Source organism: Halomonas caseinilytica (genome assembly GCF_001662285.1).
Lineage (GTDB): Bacteria > Pseudomonadota > Gammaproteobacteria > Pseudomonadales > Halomonadaceae > Halomonas > Halomonas caseinilytica.
Genome location: NZ_BDEO01000004.1, coordinates 10,293 through 25,753 on the forward strand (window position 1 = coordinate 10,293; position 15,461 = coordinate 25,753).

At 59.0% G+C, this 15,461-nt stretch carries 12 protein-coding genes; 8 read left to right on the forward strand and 4 right to left on the reverse strand.

Annotation, left to right across the window (positions count from 1 at the left end; all coding sequences use genetic code 11):
- Positions 1–24: 24 nt before the first annotated feature.
- Genes HSDC_RS05250 through HSDC_RS05270 form a run of 5 tightly spaced genes read left to right on the forward strand, consistent with a single transcriptional unit; the run spans position 25 to position 7,219 of the window.
- Entirely contained in the window at positions 25–2,670 is a 2,646-nt protein-coding gene (locus HSDC_RS05250) for a Z1 domain-containing protein (RefSeq protein WP_064698897.1), read from the forward strand.
- Positions 2,663–3,661, forward strand: coding sequence for a PD-(D/E)XK motif protein (locus tag HSDC_RS05255; RefSeq protein WP_064698898.1), 999 nt, complete (start codon positions 2,663–2,665; stop codon positions 3,659–3,661). The genes HSDC_RS05250 and HSDC_RS05255 overlap by 8 nt, the downstream gene beginning before the upstream one ends.
- Complete coding sequence (locus tag HSDC_RS05260; RefSeq protein WP_064698899.1) at positions 3,658–5,493, forward strand: hypothetical protein; 1,836 nt, start codon at positions 3,658–3,660, stop codon at positions 5,491–5,493. The genes HSDC_RS05255 and HSDC_RS05260 overlap by 4 nt, the downstream gene beginning before the upstream one ends.
- Positions 5,490–6,398 (forward strand): hypothetical protein, encoded by a 909-nt coding sequence (locus HSDC_RS05265; RefSeq protein ID WP_064698900.1) that lies wholly within the window; start codon positions 5,490–5,492, stop codon positions 6,396–6,398. Before HSDC_RS05260 ends, HSDC_RS05265 begins: the two co-directional genes overlap by 4 nt.
- Positions 6,395–7,219: a DUF6339 family protein gene (locus HSDC_RS05270; RefSeq protein ID WP_064698901.1), complete on the forward strand. Its 825-nt coding sequence runs from the start codon at positions 6,395–6,397 to the stop codon at positions 7,217–7,219. Before HSDC_RS05265 ends, HSDC_RS05270 begins: the two co-directional genes overlap by 4 nt.
- A 47-nt stretch (positions 7,220–7,266) precedes the next feature.
- On the opposite strand, the gene HSDC_RS05275 is transcribed toward HSDC_RS05270, so the two are convergent.
- Positions 7,267–8,946 carry a DNA cytosine methyltransferase gene (locus HSDC_RS05275; protein WP_064698902.1) on the reverse strand — a complete coding sequence of 560 codons (1,680 nt, stop codon included), beginning with the start codon at positions 8,944–8,946 and terminating at the stop codon, positions 7,267–7,269.
- Between the two features lie 40 nt (positions 8,947–8,986).
- On the opposite strand from HSDC_RS05275, the gene HSDC_RS16390 reads away from it, so the two are divergent.
- Positions 8,987–9,448 (forward strand): very short patch repair endonuclease, encoded by a 462-nt coding sequence (locus tag HSDC_RS16390; protein WP_073292179.1) that lies wholly within the window; start codon positions 8,987–8,989, stop codon positions 9,446–9,448.
- 990 nt (positions 9,449–10,438) lie between these two features.
- Here the strand turns inward: HSDC_RS16390 and HSDC_RS16655 are convergent.
- Positions 10,439–11,287 (reverse strand): ATP-grasp domain-containing protein, encoded by an 849-nt coding sequence (locus tag HSDC_RS16655; RefSeq protein ID WP_137055204.1) that lies wholly within the window; start codon positions 11,285–11,287, stop codon positions 10,439–10,441.
- Between the two features lie 795 nt (positions 11,288–12,082).
- Between HSDC_RS16655 and rnk the strand changes: the two genes are divergently transcribed.
- Entirely contained in the window at positions 12,083–12,490 is a 408-nt protein-coding gene (gene rnk, locus HSDC_RS05300) for a nucleoside diphosphate kinase regulator (protein ID WP_064698907.1), read from the forward strand.
- 80 nt (positions 12,491–12,570) lie between these two features.
- Positions 12,571–13,191, forward strand: a complete 621-nt coding sequence (locus HSDC_RS05305) for a LysE family translocator (RefSeq protein WP_137055207.1) — start codon at positions 12,571–12,573, stop codon at positions 13,189–13,191.
- 75 nt (positions 13,192–13,266) lie between these two features.
- On the opposite strand, the gene HSDC_RS05310 is transcribed toward HSDC_RS05305, so the two are convergent.
- Together HSDC_RS05310 and HSDC_RS05315 are read right to left on the reverse strand one after the other, a co-directional pair.
- On the reverse strand, positions 13,267–13,788 hold the full coding sequence (locus HSDC_RS05310) for a YgjV family protein (RefSeq protein WP_064698909.1): 522 nt from the start codon (positions 13,786–13,788) through the stop codon (positions 13,267–13,269).
- A 7-nt stretch (positions 13,789–13,795) separates the two neighbouring features.
- Entirely contained in the window at positions 13,796–15,445 is a 1,650-nt protein-coding gene (locus tag HSDC_RS05315; protein WP_064698910.1) for an acyl-CoA dehydrogenase family protein, read from the reverse strand.
- Positions 15,446–15,461: the final 16 nt, after the last annotated feature.

Sequence of the window (15,461 nt, forward strand, 5' to 3'; positions counted from 1 at the left end):
CACCACGACAGGAAGAGTTGGAGCATGTCGAACAGACAGGTCGAAAGGCACGCGGAGCAGATCCGGGAGAAGCTGCCAAGGTATGGTTCCGTCGAGAGGGCTGCCGAGGAAGTCATCCGGGACTTCGAGGAAGTAATGGGAGAGTTGCCCGACTCTGTCTCGCGCAACATTGCAAAGGCTTCCGAGCTTGTACGTTCCTCTCTCGAGGAAGTGGAGATCCTTCGCCCCTCATCGATCATCAAGCCGAGGAATGACTGGTACCAGGGGCCGCAGCCGCGCGACAGGCACTGGCCTGCTCTTGATGGGTACCTGCGACACATCAAGAGGTGGGAAGACGACGCTGTTGACTCCATTGATGAGACTTCCAGCGAGGTCGTGTCCCTGCTCGGCAATCCTGCAAGAAGATCCTTCTGCTGCCGTGGGCTGGTGGTTGGTTACGTCCAGTCCGGCAAGACGGCCAACATGACAGCCGTCATCGCCAAGGCCGTCGATGCTGGCTACAACCTCGTTGTGCTTCTCGGAGGTATGACCAACAAGCTGCGGTCACAGACTCAGCTCAGGCTTGACAGCGATATCGTTGATCGTCATCGAGAACTCTGGGAGCTATACACCAAGTCCGAGGAGGACGGTGATTTTATCATCCCCAGGAACGGTGCCTTTACCATGCCCGTGCCTGGCAGAGCACAACTCGCCGTCCTGAAGAAGGTGTCATCGCGTCTCAAGCAGTTCCTGCGGACCATCGAGCGAACGCAGCCGAAGATACTTCGAGAGCTAAAGGTTCTCATTATTGACGATGAGTGTGATCAGGCGTCAGTCAACTCTGCTAAGAGCGAGTTCGACATGACCACGATCAACGAGCTTATTCGCCGGATCATCCGTAGTCTGCCTTCAGTGTCATATGTGGGCTATACGGCAACCCCTTTCGCAAACGTCTTCATCAACCCGTATCCAGCGGGCAAGGAAGAACTCGATGACCTCTATCCCGAAGACTTCATCACGGCCCTGCCCAAGCCAGATGCCTACTTCGGTACCCGAGAAGTGTTCGGCGACGAACCCGATGACCCAGGTGAGGAAGTCGAATCAGGGCATGACATGATCCGCCTGATCGAGGATGAAAATGAGCTCGACAGGTTGCGCCCCGTAAAGGCAGCTGACAATGATAACTTTCAGCCTGTCATCACCGAGAACCTAGAGCATGCCATATTGTGGTTCATAGGCAGCTGCGCTGTACGCCGCCGTCGTGGCCATGCCGGCCGCCACATGTCGATGCTCGTCCATACTTCTCCCCGGATTCTCCAGCATGACCGAATGGCTGATGCCATCGATGCCTGGCTTGATCGCCATGCCGACGACCTGCGTACAGGTACCGGTCCTGCCTTCGAGGCACTGTCGCGCGTAATGGAGCAGGAATACGAGCGAGTCGAGCCATATCGCGAGCAGCATGAGTCCAGGCCTCCAGCAGCTGAACTCCTCACGGAGCTGAACAAGGTACTCGAAGCGCTTCAGGTTGTCGTCGAGAATGGCGAAAGTGAACGCCGTCTCGACTACACCGGCGACGAGAAGACCTACATCGTGGTAGGGGGCGCCGTTCTGGCCCGCGGTCTCACCCTTGAGGGGCTGTCTGTCTCCTTCTTCCTCCGGACCTCCAGTCAGTATGATTCGCTTCTTCAGATGGGCAGGTGGTTTGGCTATCGGCAAGGGTACGAGGACCTTCCGCGTCTCTGGACCACACCGGATCTGGCCGATCGTTTCCGACAGCTTGCGCGTATCGAAGAGGAGGTCCGGGAAGATATCCAAAATTATCGAACGCATGATCTGACACCTACAGACTTCGCTGTGAAGGTCAGATCAATACCAGGGATGGCCATCACGTCGGCTGGCAAGATGAGACACGCCTATCGCACGTCAATCAGTTTTGCCGGGCGGCATGTGCAAACGATCCGGTTCGACCACCGTGATGATGAAGTTGTCCGCGGCAACTGGAAAGCCGCCAGTCGCCTGATCGATACCATCGGCAGCTCGAGGTTCGTGGGAGTCACCAGCCATCTGGCCACAGAGGTGGAGGTCGAAAAGGTGCGCCAGTTCTTGGTGGCCTACGATATCTGTGATTCGCATCTGAACCTCAAGAAAAAGCTGCTGCTCGAGTACATCGACAAGCAGCGTGATTACCTGAGTACATGGAATGTCGGTGTCATCCTCTCCGAGAAGGGCGAGTTATCGCACCATGATCTCGGTGGACTGGGCAAGGTGACCACAGTAAATCGTTCGCGGCTTAGGGAGCCGAAGAAAAAGTATGCCGACATCAAGGCGCTCATGTCGCGTAGTGATGTTCTTATCGATGCAGATGACCAGCCAAAATCCGTCAAGGGAAAGAAGTGGGAAGATTTAAAGGAGCTAAGACCCGAAGGCCGGCCTCTGTTACTGCTATACCCTATTAACTCAGAGTCTTCGCCTAACCCGCGCAGGAAAGGTGAGCCTTCCAAGACCCGAGAGCCTCTCGATGCAGTGGATGACTTGATGGGCGTTGCCATCGTCTTCCCGGGCGAAGCAAGTTCCGGCGGCAGTTATTATTCTGTCGAACTTGACGTGCCGGCGTCCGAGGATCTCGATGATGAGGATTTCGTCGAGATGGCTGATGAAATGGACGAGGCGGAGCTGATTAATGAGTGACTTTAACCGTGATTTGTGGGGGCAGCTCAAGGCTTCAGGCAAGGGAGATGGTCGGCTCGAGATACCCAGTCTCGCAACGGATGTCGATACCGGCTATGGCCGGGTTCGCTATTCCCTAGGCGAGGGCGGTGAACGTCGCCTCTTGATTCCGCTGGGTGACAGTCGCTTCCCCGGAAAACTTGATGAGACAGGAAGTCTCAGGGTCAGTTTTCCGCGTCTGGTTCTCGCTGGCAAGCATCAGAGGTTCATCGACCTTCTCTGTTTGGATTCCACCTTGGACCCTGTCTTCCAAGAGCTGGTCGATGAGATATTGGCTCGCATCGCAGACGGGGCGGAACCGGTCTCTGCGGTCAAGGGGACGTTCGAGGACTTCAGAGCCCTCCTCTTTCCCAGGCGCACTACCGAGGTTCCCACGGAAACGCTGATTGGCCTCCTGGGAGAGATGCATGTGCTCTACCAGCTCTGTGAACGAAGTCCTGACGCAGTGAACAGCTGGGTAGGCCCTCATGAAATGCGCCATGATTTCAGAACTGAGGCCCATGCCATTGAGGTCAAGGCATCTCGAAGCACGTCGTCCAGCGAGGTCATGATTCATGGTATCGACCAGCTGCTGCCACCGGCTGGCGGCAACCTATTGCTCGTAAAAGTGACGCTCGAACCCACGCCAGATGGTGCAGTATTTCTCTCCGAGCTCTACCGGTCACTGCTTTACCTTGGCGTGTCACGCCAGGCCCTGCTGGAGCGTCTCGCCAGCCTCGGCTGCGCGGACCCGATGGATCCGGCATGGAATGATCGAGCCTTTACCCTAGAGGCCATCCAGGCATGGACGGTGCAGAAAGGCTTTCCGAGGCTGACCAGCAACGATATCTACGGCAGTTCGCTGCCACCCGGGGTTACAAGGATTCAATACGCTCTGGATATGGCTTTCGCAGGGGAGTACCTGATTGACGAAAGGCAGACTGCCGCCTGGCTAGACGAGATGATGACATGACTCATATGGAGCTTTTCAGCGAGCCGTTTGCCAGCACCGGCAACATTGCAGGCGAGGGCTTCGGCAACCTCCTTGGCCGGCCGACGCTTGGCATGATTCAGACTGTGATCCGCGAGTCCATCCAGAACAGTATCGATGCAGCGCGCGTTGGTGTGGGTCCCTCGGTCCTTATGCGGGTTAGGACACTGAAACCGGCAGAGCTTGCCGCACTTCGTGATAGGGTCACTACCCAGCTGCCGTCGGAGTGCGACTCGAGAGACAGGCTTAGCAAGTCCTTGGGCAAGGCAACTCTCAGGGTCATGGAAATCAGTGACTTCAGCACGACCGGCCTTGGCGGACCCCTGAGCGCAGATGAGCCTGCGCACGAGGAGTCACCGGACTTCGTAAATTTCGTGCGCAACGTGGGTGCTGCTCGGGATACGGATCAAGGAGGAGGGACTTATGGTTACGGCAAGACTGTCTTCTACAGAATGAGCCGTTGCTCGACCATCCTGCTTGATACTATGGCTACGGACAAGGGCAACAAGCAAAGGCGTTTTATCGGCTGTCATCTCGGTACTGCCTTCGATGGAGAGGATACGGAAGGCAGTAAACGCCGCTACACGGGCCGTCACTGGTGGGGTAATCGCTCGAGTCCAGATACGATCGATCCGCTGCTTGATGAATTTGCTGAGGTTATGGCCGGGCAGCTCGGTATGCCACCAAGAAGCGGAGAAGACACTGGCACCACGGTAATGATCCTCGATCCCCTCTTCGACTCGGACAATGATCATGATGTCTTCGATGAGCTGGCTGAAACCCTGCTCTGGAATTTCTGGCCCCGCATGATCCACTCCACACCCGGGGCGCGCAGGCTAAGGGTATCCATCGAGATCGAAGGGAAGGAGTGGCCACTGCCGGCACCCGAGGATTTTCCTCCGCTGGATCACTTTGCCGAGGCGCTGGATGTCATTCATGATTCACCGGCAGCCGCAGAGGAAGTATGGTCACGAAGACCAAAGGCAATGCTGGGTCATCTGGCCTTCTCGAAGGGGTATCGACTGGAGAGGACTGGGCCTGCGACACGCAATGACCCGTTGACCCCGAAACGCAGCGCCCATATCGCACTCATGCGGCCGGTCGAGCTGGTGGTACGCTACCTAGAAGGAACACCGTTTCCCGACGAGCGCTTCGAGTGGGCCGGCGTATTCGTCTGTAGCGACGAGCAGGAGGTCGAGGAGGCCTTTGCCAGAGCAGAACCTCCAGCACATGACGACTGGCTGTACGAGAATCTTCCTAGGGGCCGCCAGAAGACCTTCGTAAAGGTAGGCCTAGAACGCCTCAAGAGGAGAGCTGTGGACTACGCGTCGCCAAGGTCTTCAGTGGATGATGATGATGAAGGCCCTTCCCTAGCCAAGACCGCAACTATTCTGGGCAAGATGCTGGGAAGTGGAGAAGGCCAGAGTCCGGGCCACCCGCGCAGGGTTGGCACTCCCTCCCGCAGGAAGAAAAGTCCCCCCGGTGTCTCCTCTCCCGTCTTCGAGTGTCTGGAGCAGGACAGTGAATCGGAGGTCTGTGCGGTCTTCAGCGCGACCTTGAGCGGCATCGAGCCTGGTCAGCATGTTCATGCCGATCCCTATCTGGTCATGGATGGAGGACAGGCGCCGGCCGTAGGTCTGGGCCAAGACTATGCAGTGACGGTGATTGACATGACAATAGCTGAGAGTGGCAGGACCGTCACTGGTGATTTCATTAACCCCGAGAAGGTGGATGGCACTCTCAAGATCCGTGTTGCCATGCCCCCAAGCGCTGCAGTGGGCCTCAGGCTGACCCTATCCGGAGGGGGCTCATGAGTCGCCGTATTGCTTTCCCCTTCCTCACGGTGGTAGATCATGCAGTCAGCCAGGGGGACTGGATGATCGGTACTGCAGGAGAACCGCTATTTCCAGGCAGCACTATTCTCGAGTTCTGGGACTATGATCGGGACCTTGAGGTCAGGCACGAATTGTCCGTTGACCTAGTGCAGGCAGCCGATTCCGTTGATCTCTCGCCTGACGACTTGGATGTGGTGGCCGTGCTGAAGGTCGGCACGGGGAGCGGCATCACCCCTCGGACCATACGCCACACGGTCGAGTCACCAGTCGATAGGACGGATGGCCGCGCCGTCTTGGGGATCAGCCTTGAATCTTCATGCTTGTCTTCCAGGCTATGGCTTGAGGCCTCTCTGGTGCTTGCTTCGGCCCCCTCTTCTCCTGGTCCCCTGAGTCCACGTCAGACCGGCTCGAGGCTGTGGAGCTCGTCGATCGATATCCTTCTCGAGGATGGGGGTAATTCACGCCTTCCCATAGAGTCCATGTCGTTTTCCAAGGCATTTCCCGGAAAACGTTTCGAGGATGCGTTTTGGCTCGTCGACTGGCGCCCTCATGCTTGGGAGTCGGACTTCGCCGGCAGCGTGCGCCTGTACCTGAACCGGGACCGAGAGCGCTTCTTCAAGAGTGTGCTGGAGGATAATCCTCTTGCCCTTCACATGATCATGTCTGATCTGATGGCTCAAGTTGTCTCGGCCTATCTTATGTCGAGTGCCAGTGAAGCACCTGAGGAGCATCACGACGGATCACTTGCCAGGCAGGCACACGATTGGCTGTCACTGGCCTTCCCAGGCCTCGACGTGTCGGGGGCCAAGACGCTGCTGGATGAAAAGCCCGGAGAGTTCAGGTCCGCCATTCAAGTAGCCGCCGAAGTCGAGGTGGAAGCATGACTCGAGTCCACCTGCTGCCCCGGATGAAGAAGCGCCATGTGCATGATCAGCTCGAGCACATGCGGGTCGAGGGTTTCAAGCCTGCCTATCAAGGTGTTCGGGATGACCCTGCCATGTACTATGCCACCAGTGGCGGCAGTCTTGATGCCGCTCGTATCGAAGATCTTGTAAAGCGGATCAGAGAAGAGGCGAGACAGCTTGGTTTTCCTGCCAGCATCGGTCGCAAGGTAGGCGATTTCGACACTCGGGTGACGATCCTGCTTGCACAGGAAGAATGGCTCAATACGGGCGAGGCGCTGCGTGATGATGTCTGGAGCTACATCGCGACTATGATGCTTCCCGATGTGGTGGTATGGCGCTTCCCTTCTGCCAATGACGAGCGATTCCTTGGAGGGGTTCGCAATACCTTCCAGCGCCTTTGGACCCGAGGTGTGGTGCTTGACAGGGGGGAGCTCTCAGATGATCGTTGGGCGCTCATTGAACGCCTTGGCGAGGAAACACTGGTGCAAATTTTCGAGCGCAGTGGTCTGTCCAACAACCCGGTGCTGGCAAGACATTTTGCCGAAGGCTATCTCTCCTGGGTTGACAATGTCGACCAGGCGAACATGCAGCGCACGATGCGCGACGCAATGATGATTCTGCTTTTGCGCAACAAGATAATTGATCTTTCGTTGCTGTCGGAAGAAAGGATGCATCAAGAGGTGTGGCTGGCATTTCGGACGGCCTGGGAGAAAAGAGGCTGCCATCATGATGACACGGAGCAGGATATTGAGAGGAGCCGAAAGGGGTTCCTGAAAGGCCTTATGTTCTGGAGGCGCTGACGCCTGAGGCGATCACTCTGCCGGCTCATATGACCGGCAGGTCATTTTCAGGTACCTACGTCCCGTATGCCTTCCACTTGCCAGGCCGTGAGGACTTCTACTACCTTTTCCGCGATCTTTCTGGCAAGCAGGGGAGGCACCGCGTTGCCGACCTGGACGAATTGCTCGGTACGATTACCCTCGAAGTAGTAATCATCAGGGAAGGTCTGCAGGCGTGCCGACTCGCGGACGGTGAGGCTCCTGCACTGCTTGGGATCGTAGTGAATGAAGTAGTGACCATCCTTGGAAATGTGGCTGGTGATCGTCTTGGAAGGCTGGTCCCTGAGAGCCACCTTGAATCTGTCCGCGAATTTGCCGGACTTCCAGTTGGCATGCATGGGGGCAAGGTAGTCGAGGTAGATCTCCTTGGTGCCGATTGGGGAGTACCCCATGATCTTGGCAAAGGTTGCACAGTAGAGGTACCTGGCAAGGTCCTCCTCCATGTGGCTCCTAGCCTCATGGTTGTACCACAGGCCGTTGATGTTCGGGTCCTGAGCTCCGTGGTACCAGCGCTCGAGTGTTTCTGTCGGGCCGACGGGTCTGTACTCCTTCCTTGGTTCGTGGCGCCTTGGCAGTTCTTCGTGCTGTGCTTCCGCGATCGCGTTAAGCTCTGCAGCGATACGCGTTCTGTCTGCATACTGGAGATGCTTGCTCGGGTGAATAAGCAGCTCATTTGCTACTTTGGTAGCTACCCGCTTGATGGCCGCTTGCCATGCCTCATAGGAGTCATCACGGCTCAGGCCGCTGCGTAGTGGCGGAAGTCCGACGAAGGCTTGCTCGACCGTTCGCTTCTCATCAGTGCTCACCATCTTCAGGCTGGAGGCTATTGTCTGAGCGCCAATGCTGTTTACGATGTCGTTTCGGACGCCGACTAGGATGACCCGGTGGCGAGCCTGAGGTATGCCGTGCTCTTCCGCCTTGATCACGAAGGAGTTGTACTCGTCTTCCTCGAGTGGATCTGGATTATCGAAAAGCCCTTTTGTTCTCGGGAAGTAGGTGCGATCGTCCTCGAGGGAGAATATCGTGTATCCACTTGCAGAGCAGCAGCCCTTTGGGCCTTCATGACCGGTTGCTTTGGTCGGGTCTCGCAGGTCCTCCAGAATCTGGCCGAAGATCCTCTCCTTGCCGACTCGTGACGTCAGGATGCCCCTCACGTTCTCCATGACAAAAACAGCTGGCCGAAACCTGGCGATCACGTCCAGATACTCGCGATACAGGAAGTGTCGCTTGTCCTCTTCAGGGCGGTAGTCCTTGTTACCGCGGTTGCGGACACGCCCGACAACGGAGTAGGCCTGGCAGGGCGGACCGCCGATGAGAACCCAGTCACGGTTATGGTCCAGACCCTTCTGCAGTCGCTCGTCCAGGGCATGGGTGCCAGTTTCACCGCCAAGCTCCAGGCGCAGTGCTTCCTGCTCAGCTTTCAGCCACAGATCCTTGACATCGTCCCGGTTGCTCGGGTGTTCTCCACCCTGCAGGTATTCGAAATAGGCATCCATGCCACGATCGCTGTCGAGCAGGTGGCGATAGAACGCACGCAAGGTCAGGGTGCGATGGGCCGGTGCTTCCTTCTCGACCGACACCAGCGTCTTGAACTGACGGCTGCGATCCGGTCTCCTGATAGAGTTGAATCCTTCGCCAAGGCCCCCAGGGCCCGCGAACAGATCTACTAGTTGAACCGGCTTCGTCATTGTTGAGAACCTGCAATATGTTCATGGTCAGGAGGTTGGCGTGAACGACGTCGTTGACAGCACGACCCGCTCACGCATGATGCAAAGCATCAGAGGCCGTGATACCAAACCAGAGCTGTTCTTGCGCAGGTACCTTCATTCCTTGGGGTACCGCTTTCGCCTTCATCGCAAGGACCTTCCTGGCTCCCCCGACTTGGTGCTGCCTCGCTACAAGTTGGCTATTTTCGTGCATGGCTGCTTCTGGCACCGGCATCCTAGTTGCTTCTATGCCACAACACCTGGCACCAAGGCGTCATTCTGGGAGGCCAAGTTCGCAGCAAATGTTCGGCGTGACCGAGAAGCATGCAAGAATCTTCAGCAACAGGGTTGGCGTGTCCTCGTAGTCTGGGAGTGCGGTTTCAAGCACTGTCGTGAGCATTTGCCTGACATTCCGGATCTGATCCAAGCTGGCAGTTTGTATCACGAGTGGCCAGCCAGCCCGCCAAGGCTCCGTGATGTTTAATCCTGCTTTCAGGCGTGTTGGTGGTGCACCCGAATGGCCAAAGCTGACCCCCGACGATGTATGATACCAAGTTATCCTCATGGGGCTAGGATTACCAGGTCTGAAATCGGCACATTCAAGCTGAAGGTTACAGCACTCCACGGTTGTCCCGATTTACATGCCTGCAGAGTCGCGGGGACAGGAGGTTGACTATCAGAGTGGTTGCTTTGCATCGTTGCACGTGCGCTCCGGCGACCCTCCCACGTTGTAAGGGGCCTGGGTGCCGCGCAACAATATCGCGCCGGACACCTAGATCACCGGTACACTCCGCTATGCGCCTGACGGTGCCCCGATGCTCGATGCACAGTGGTGGGGCTACCGCCCTCACTGGGCGGGGTAGGATGGGCTTGAGTCGACCAACTCCCGCCCCGAGCGCCGGTTCGGCGTGGTATCGGCTAGGGGCGCAGCAGGGCGAGCTCTTGAGCCCAGCGATCTTCTAGGTCAGCCAGGCCTCCCTCGAGGAACTGACGTTCATCGCCCCTTCCTCCCAAGCGAGCCGTGATCACCAGTCCAGCAGCGTGGTTGCACGCGTAGGGCGCGTTGCTACTCCTCGGGGTACAGATGCCCCATACCGCCGAAACCAAGATCAGCAAGTAGCGCTGGAGGAGCATGTATCTTGTTCAGGTCGGGACGTCGGTCGTCCAGCCAGGTGACGTCATGGCCGTTAGAAATGCCTGCGATATGCACCGTCACCTATACAGCGGACGACCATCCGCTGCAGTGGCTGGCGACTATCTGGTCGCAGGTCATGTGCGACCATGATGGTGGGTGTGATGTGGGCTTTAAATGGCTGATCTATAACAGAAGACCTATAGCAAGTGCTGCCGTGGATGATTGAACAACGGATTCAGGAATCGCCGCTGTAGCAGGCGTGTCGGTTCGAGTCCGACCACCGGCACCACTTTTAAATCAAGTGGTTAGCGGCATTCCCTTCTTTTTGCAGTGCCCTCCTCAGTAGGACAAGCCATCGATGATGGCATCACAGAGCTTCCCGTGGGTTGCGCGATCAAAGGCGGCAAACATCGGCTGCGTGTTGACCTCGAGGAAATGCAGGGTTCCTTCCTCGTCTGCCATGAAATCTGCTGCCGCAAAGTCGAGCTCGAGGTGATCCAGCAGCCGTATCAGGTCATTGCCGATGGTGTGCGGAACCGCAGTGCGGACGATCTCGACATCCTGCGTGCGACGGTAGTCGAGTTCGGAGGAATACAGCCAGAACGCCATCAGGGCAGGTCCAATACGGTAAATCCTCATCTCGGGACGCTGCAGGCGTGGCTGGATGAAGCGAGGGTAGTCGAGGGCGGGTGATTGACATAACTCGCTGACCAGCCCCGTGTATTCTCCGCCGGCAACCGGCTTGTGCACCATGGCCTCTGCTGAGGCATCAAGGTTGGAGAGGTCGTTGACGACGACCGTGTCGGGAATCGAGAGCCCATGCGCCTGTGCAAGGAGCAGGTTCTGTACCTTGTTGTTCTCACGAAGGTAAGAGTGTCGGTTGAATACCCGGACACTTGGCTGGCTGACGGCCCAGCCACGAACGGCCTGGAACCAATTAAGAGCACTGGTTTGCGCCCTTTTTCTATCGGAGGCCTGATGAAGGAAGACATCGTGTCTGATGAAACAGGCCGTGGGTGATATTTCGCTATCATTCACTTCAAGGCGGTTGCCCTGAATGTCGATGCGTAAATTCGGTGTCTGATTCGGGCCAACCAGGAGACTGCAGAATGGAATGTCTCGATAGCTTAGTCGTTCATGCAGCGCTCTGAGATTGACATCGAACTGACCGCCGGCGACTAAAATCATGACGTCTAGAGACCTGTGTTGTCAGCGATTGTTGTGTATCGGATGGCGGGGTAGTGGTCAGAAGAAGAGGCGTTCGGGTTGTCAAACCAGGTATAGGGCGGTCACCAGGAGCTGCAAGAGAGCGCGTCGTGTCCTGGTGACCTGGCGTATCTATTCGGACTTGGCTGACGCACCAATGTGCAGTTCGATATCGAGCGCTACAGAGGCGTTATGCCAGGGCTCTTCCTCACCGACTGCCATGGTCGTAGCCCATCCTCCGCCGAGCTCGTCGAGTGAAAGCGTGGCGCTCTGATCGTTTACGCCACCGTTCACGAATACGTATTCGTGCTCTTGTAGGGGCCTGATGCCTGTGGGGGATGGGAGGCTTGTGGTGGCATTATGCTTGTCGACCATTGGTATGCCCTCCTGTGTCTCCTGGTATGCAATCTCTTGCCGGCTTCCAAGTGATGCCTGCCAATGGGAGGCGTCGTCTCAAGGAAGGTCGCTGATCCCTTGAGAAACGGGTGCCTTGGGAGCTTGGCGTGAGTATAGATGCCCATATCGAGGGGTGTGGGTAGCGTTGTTGTGAGGTTTTGTTATCGCCTGTTGCCGATGATGTGTCATGCCCCTCGCCTAGGGAACATGCGCGCCAGGCGGCTTGATATCGGCAAGGCGGGCGCACGGGGGATCATGGGGCCTGTCTTTCCTCGTGGTGATGTCGTATGGTGGCTTCGTGGACAGTCCTTCTCCCGCTAACGGGTGGAGGGCTGTTTTTATTGGTTATCCCCGTACGCCACGTCTGGCAAGGAGGCTCATATGGCGGTGCGTCCCCCTTTGATCATCAATCGGCTCGATGCTGAACGGTTACAGCGGCTCATCGACGCGGCTGGCGAGGATACCGTGGCGCTATCCCTGGAAGAAGAACTGGAGCGTGGTGAGGTGCTGGAGCCCGAACAGATTCCAGCGGATGTGATCAGCATGAACAGCCAGGTGCGTTTTACCGATCTGACGCATGAGCGTGAGATCGTGAGAACCTTGGTCTACCCTCATGCGCTGGAATCCACCGACGATGGTGTCTCGGTGATGGCGCCGGTCGGTGCGGCACTGCTCGGCTTGCATGTGGGTGATGTCATCGAATGGCCCCTGCCCGGAGGAAGGCAGGCGACGCTGCGTGTCGACGCTATCCTCTGGCAGCCGGAACGCGAAGGGCAGTTCCACCGCTAGGCACGGTTTCTCTGCCATACCTTTCGCTCGTCGACGGACCGGGTGGCGCCCGGTCGATCATGTGTCACTGGAGAATGCTCATGCCTTTTTCCCTCTGGTTGTCGTTGGCGGCTATCTGTGCCATGGGGGCCATGTCGCCTGGACCCAGCCTGGCGCTGGTGCTGCGCCACACCCTCGGGGGTGGACGCACGCCGGGCGTGGTGGCGGCCTTGTCCCATGCGCTGGGGGTGGGGCTCTATGCGCTGCTCACCGTCTGGGGGCTAGGAGCGCTGATCGAGCGTTTCCCATCGCTGTTCCAGGCGATCACCTGGGCGGGTGCCGCCTATTTGGCCTGGCTGGGCATCAAGGCCTTGCGGGCCGGGCGATCGGGGGCGCTAAACGCGGACGCCATGGTCACCTCTGGCATGCAGGCGGCGCGCGAGGGAATGCTGGTGGCGCTCGCCAATCCCAAGCTCATCCTGTTCTTCGTTGCCTTGCTCAGTCAGTTCGTGACGCCGGACATGAGCCTGGCGGCGCGCGCGATCATCGTGTGCACAGCCATGCTCATCGATGGTGGCTGGTACGTGCTGGTCGCCGTCGGGCTGTCCCACTCTCGGGTGCTGCCCTGGCTGCAGGCCCGTGCCCATTGGATCAACCGGGCTACCGGCGTGCTGCTTCTGGCGTTGGCGTTACGGGTAGCCTTGGGCCCCATCGGCGGCTGACATCGCCCATCCGGCGGCATGGGCGGGTTGCCTGGCACTCGGCCTGGCCAAGGCGGAGAGGGGGAAGTCGGCGCCTCAAACGCCATGCAGCACGGCATCGCGCTTGAGGCGCCACATGGTCACCACATTGGTGAGGAAGATCAGGGTCTCGGCGATAGTGCCGCCGATGGAGCCGGCCAGCAGGTTGCTGATGATCCAGCAGAAAGCGGCACTGGCCAGCAGGGCGCGCATGGCGATGCCTCGCAGCATGAACATGCCATAGGTGCCCAGTAATCCCGCCGCCAGGGCGGGGATGTCCTCCGGCCCGCTCCAGGTCAGGGCGGCAATGGCCAGGGTAGCGATCAGTACCGTCGCCATGATGCCGGTATGGCGAGGGTAACGTCGGGCCAGGACGATACGCAGCACGATCAGCGCGGAGATGCCGGAAGCCACCCAGCTCTGGAAGAGCGCGAACTGTGCGGCGAAGGCAACATTGGCGAAAACGAGGATCACGAACAGTCGGTCATCGCGCTTGCTGGAAAAGGCGACGATGCACAGCGCCAGAGCGGTGAAGCTGACGGCCTGTCCGAGGAGCCATCTGAGGGTCAAGTCTTCCATGAGCGGCTCAGTTTGGCAGGCGTGCCAGAATTGCATCTTCAGGCGCATCCGCAGGCAGGATGCCGAAGACGGGGCCAGGGTCGATAAGCCGCGAGCGACAGAAGGTCTCGCCTATTTCGGCGGGAGCGTGGCGCAGCAGCAGGGCGCCCTGCAGGCACTGGGCCAGGCGCTGTGTCAGCCAGCGGGCCTGCCGCTCCAGAGTCTCCGGCGGCGCTTCGAGACGCGTGACGAGCTCCTGGATGGCTGCATCCAGAGCTGGAGATATGCCGCGAACGGCGTTGAGTTCCTGACGAAGTGCCGCCAGGGCGTCGGGGTGGCGTTCGAACACCCGCAGCACATCGAGGCAGATGACATTGCCTGAGCCTTCCCAGATGGAGTTCACCGGCGCTTCGCGATAGAGCCGCGCCATTGGGGATTCCTCCACGTAGCCGATGCCACCCAGGCATTCCATGGCCTCGGCCAGGAAACCAGGAGCCCGCTTGTTGTGCCAGTACTTGGCCAGCGCCGGCAACAGCCGTGCCAGGGCGGTTTCGTGGGCGTCGCCTCGCGCGGCGCCGTCGAAGGCTCGGGCGGTGCGCAGGGTCAGGGCGACGCCGGCTTCGACTTCCAGGGCCATGTCGGCGAGCAGAGTGCGCATCAAGGGCTGCTCGGACAGGCGTTGGCCGAAGGCGTGGCGTGTTCGCACATGTCGCCAGGCTTCGGAGAGCGCCTGCCGCATCATCGCCACCGGCGCGGTGGCGGCATCGAGCCGGGTCTGCTGGACCATCGACAGTATGGTGGCGATGCCACGCCCGGGTTCGCCTAGTGGCTCGGCCCAGGCGTCGCGGTACTCGATTTCGGCCGAGGCGTTGGCTCGATTGCCGCATTTGTCCTTGAGTCGCTGCAGCTCGATGGCGTTGCGCTCGCCATCCGGAGTGAAGCGCGGCACCAGAAAGCAGCCGAGGCCGTCGTCGGTCTGTGCCAGTGTCAGGAAGGCGTCCGACATGGGGGCGCTGCAGAACCACTTGTGGCCATTCAGTCGCCAACCGTCCTCAGTGGGGAGCGCTCGGGTGGTGTTGGCACGCACGTCGCTGCCGCCTTGTTTCTCGGTCATGGCCATGCCGAAGGTCAGCGCCGTCTTGCGTTCGGCGGGGAGTGCTCGAGGGTCGTAGTCCCAGCTCAGCAGGCCGGGCGACCAGCGCTCATGCAGGGACGACGAATGGCGAAGCGCCGGCATGGCGGCATGGGTCATGGTCACCGGGCAGCAGAAGCCGGGTTCCGCCTGGGTGAGCAGGTACAGGGCGGCCACGTGCGCCTGGTGTCCGCCGTGGCCTTCCTCCTGCCAGGCGACCGCGTGCCAGCCGTTGTCCAGGGCCAGGTGCATCAGCGCATGGTAGGCCGGGTGATAGTCGACGGCATCCAGACGGCGCCCGTAGCGGTCGAACAAGCGCAGCTCGGGCGGATGACGGTTGGCCGCCTCGCCCAGGGCGCGGACACGTTCGCTGCCGACTTCGCGTCCCAGCGGGGCGAGACGCTCGGTCACCCAGTCGGGAGCGTCTCGTGTCAGTGCTTCGCGCAGCGGCAGATCATCCTCGAGGAGGTTGCGATCCTCGGGGGCGTCGGGCTGGTTGGTCACCTCGTGGGTTGCCAGTCGAGCACGCGGTGCGTAGTCCTGCATGACGGAACTCCAGTGG

Excerpts from the sequence above, each read along its gene's own strand:
- HSDC_RS05250 (WP_064698897.1), top strand. The coding sequence starts at position 25 with ATGTCGAACAGACAGGTCGAAAGGCACGCGGAGCAGATCCGGGAGAAG.
- HSDC_RS05255 (WP_064698898.1), top strand. The coding sequence starts at position 2,663 with ATGAGTGACTTTAACCGTGATTTGTGGGGGCAGCTCAAGGCTTCAGGC.
- HSDC_RS05260 (WP_064698899.1), top strand. The coding sequence starts at position 3,658 with ATGACTCATATGGAGCTTTTCAGCGAGCCGTTTGCCAGCACCGGCAAC.
- HSDC_RS05265 (WP_064698900.1), top strand. The coding sequence starts at position 5,490 with ATGAGTCGCCGTATTGCTTTCCCCTTCCTCACGGTGGTAGATCATGCA.
- HSDC_RS05270 (WP_064698901.1), top strand. The coding sequence starts at position 6,395 with ATGACTCGAGTCCACCTGCTGCCCCGGATGAAGAAGCGCCATGTGCAT.
- HSDC_RS05275 (WP_064698902.1), bottom strand. The coding sequence starts at position 8,946 with ATGACGAAGCCGGTTCAACTAGTAGATCTGTTCGCGGGCCCTGGGGGC.
- HSDC_RS16655 (WP_137055204.1), bottom strand. The coding sequence starts at position 11,287 with ATGATTTTAGTCGCCGGCGGTCAGTTCGATGTCAATCTCAGAGCGCTG.
- rnk (WP_064698907.1), top strand. The coding sequence starts at position 12,083 with ATGGCGGTGCGTCCCCCTTTGATCATCAATCGGCTCGATGCTGAACGG.
- HSDC_RS05305 (WP_137055207.1), top strand. The coding sequence starts at position 12,571 with ATGCCTTTTTCCCTCTGGTTGTCGTTGGCGGCTATCTGTGCCATGGGG.
- HSDC_RS05310 (WP_064698909.1), bottom strand. The coding sequence starts at position 13,788 with ATGGAAGACTTGACCCTCAGATGGCTCCTCGGACAGGCCGTCAGCTTC.
- HSDC_RS05315 (WP_064698910.1), bottom strand. The coding sequence starts at position 15,445 with ATGCAGGACTACGCACCGCGTGCTCGACTGGCAACCCACGAGGTGACC.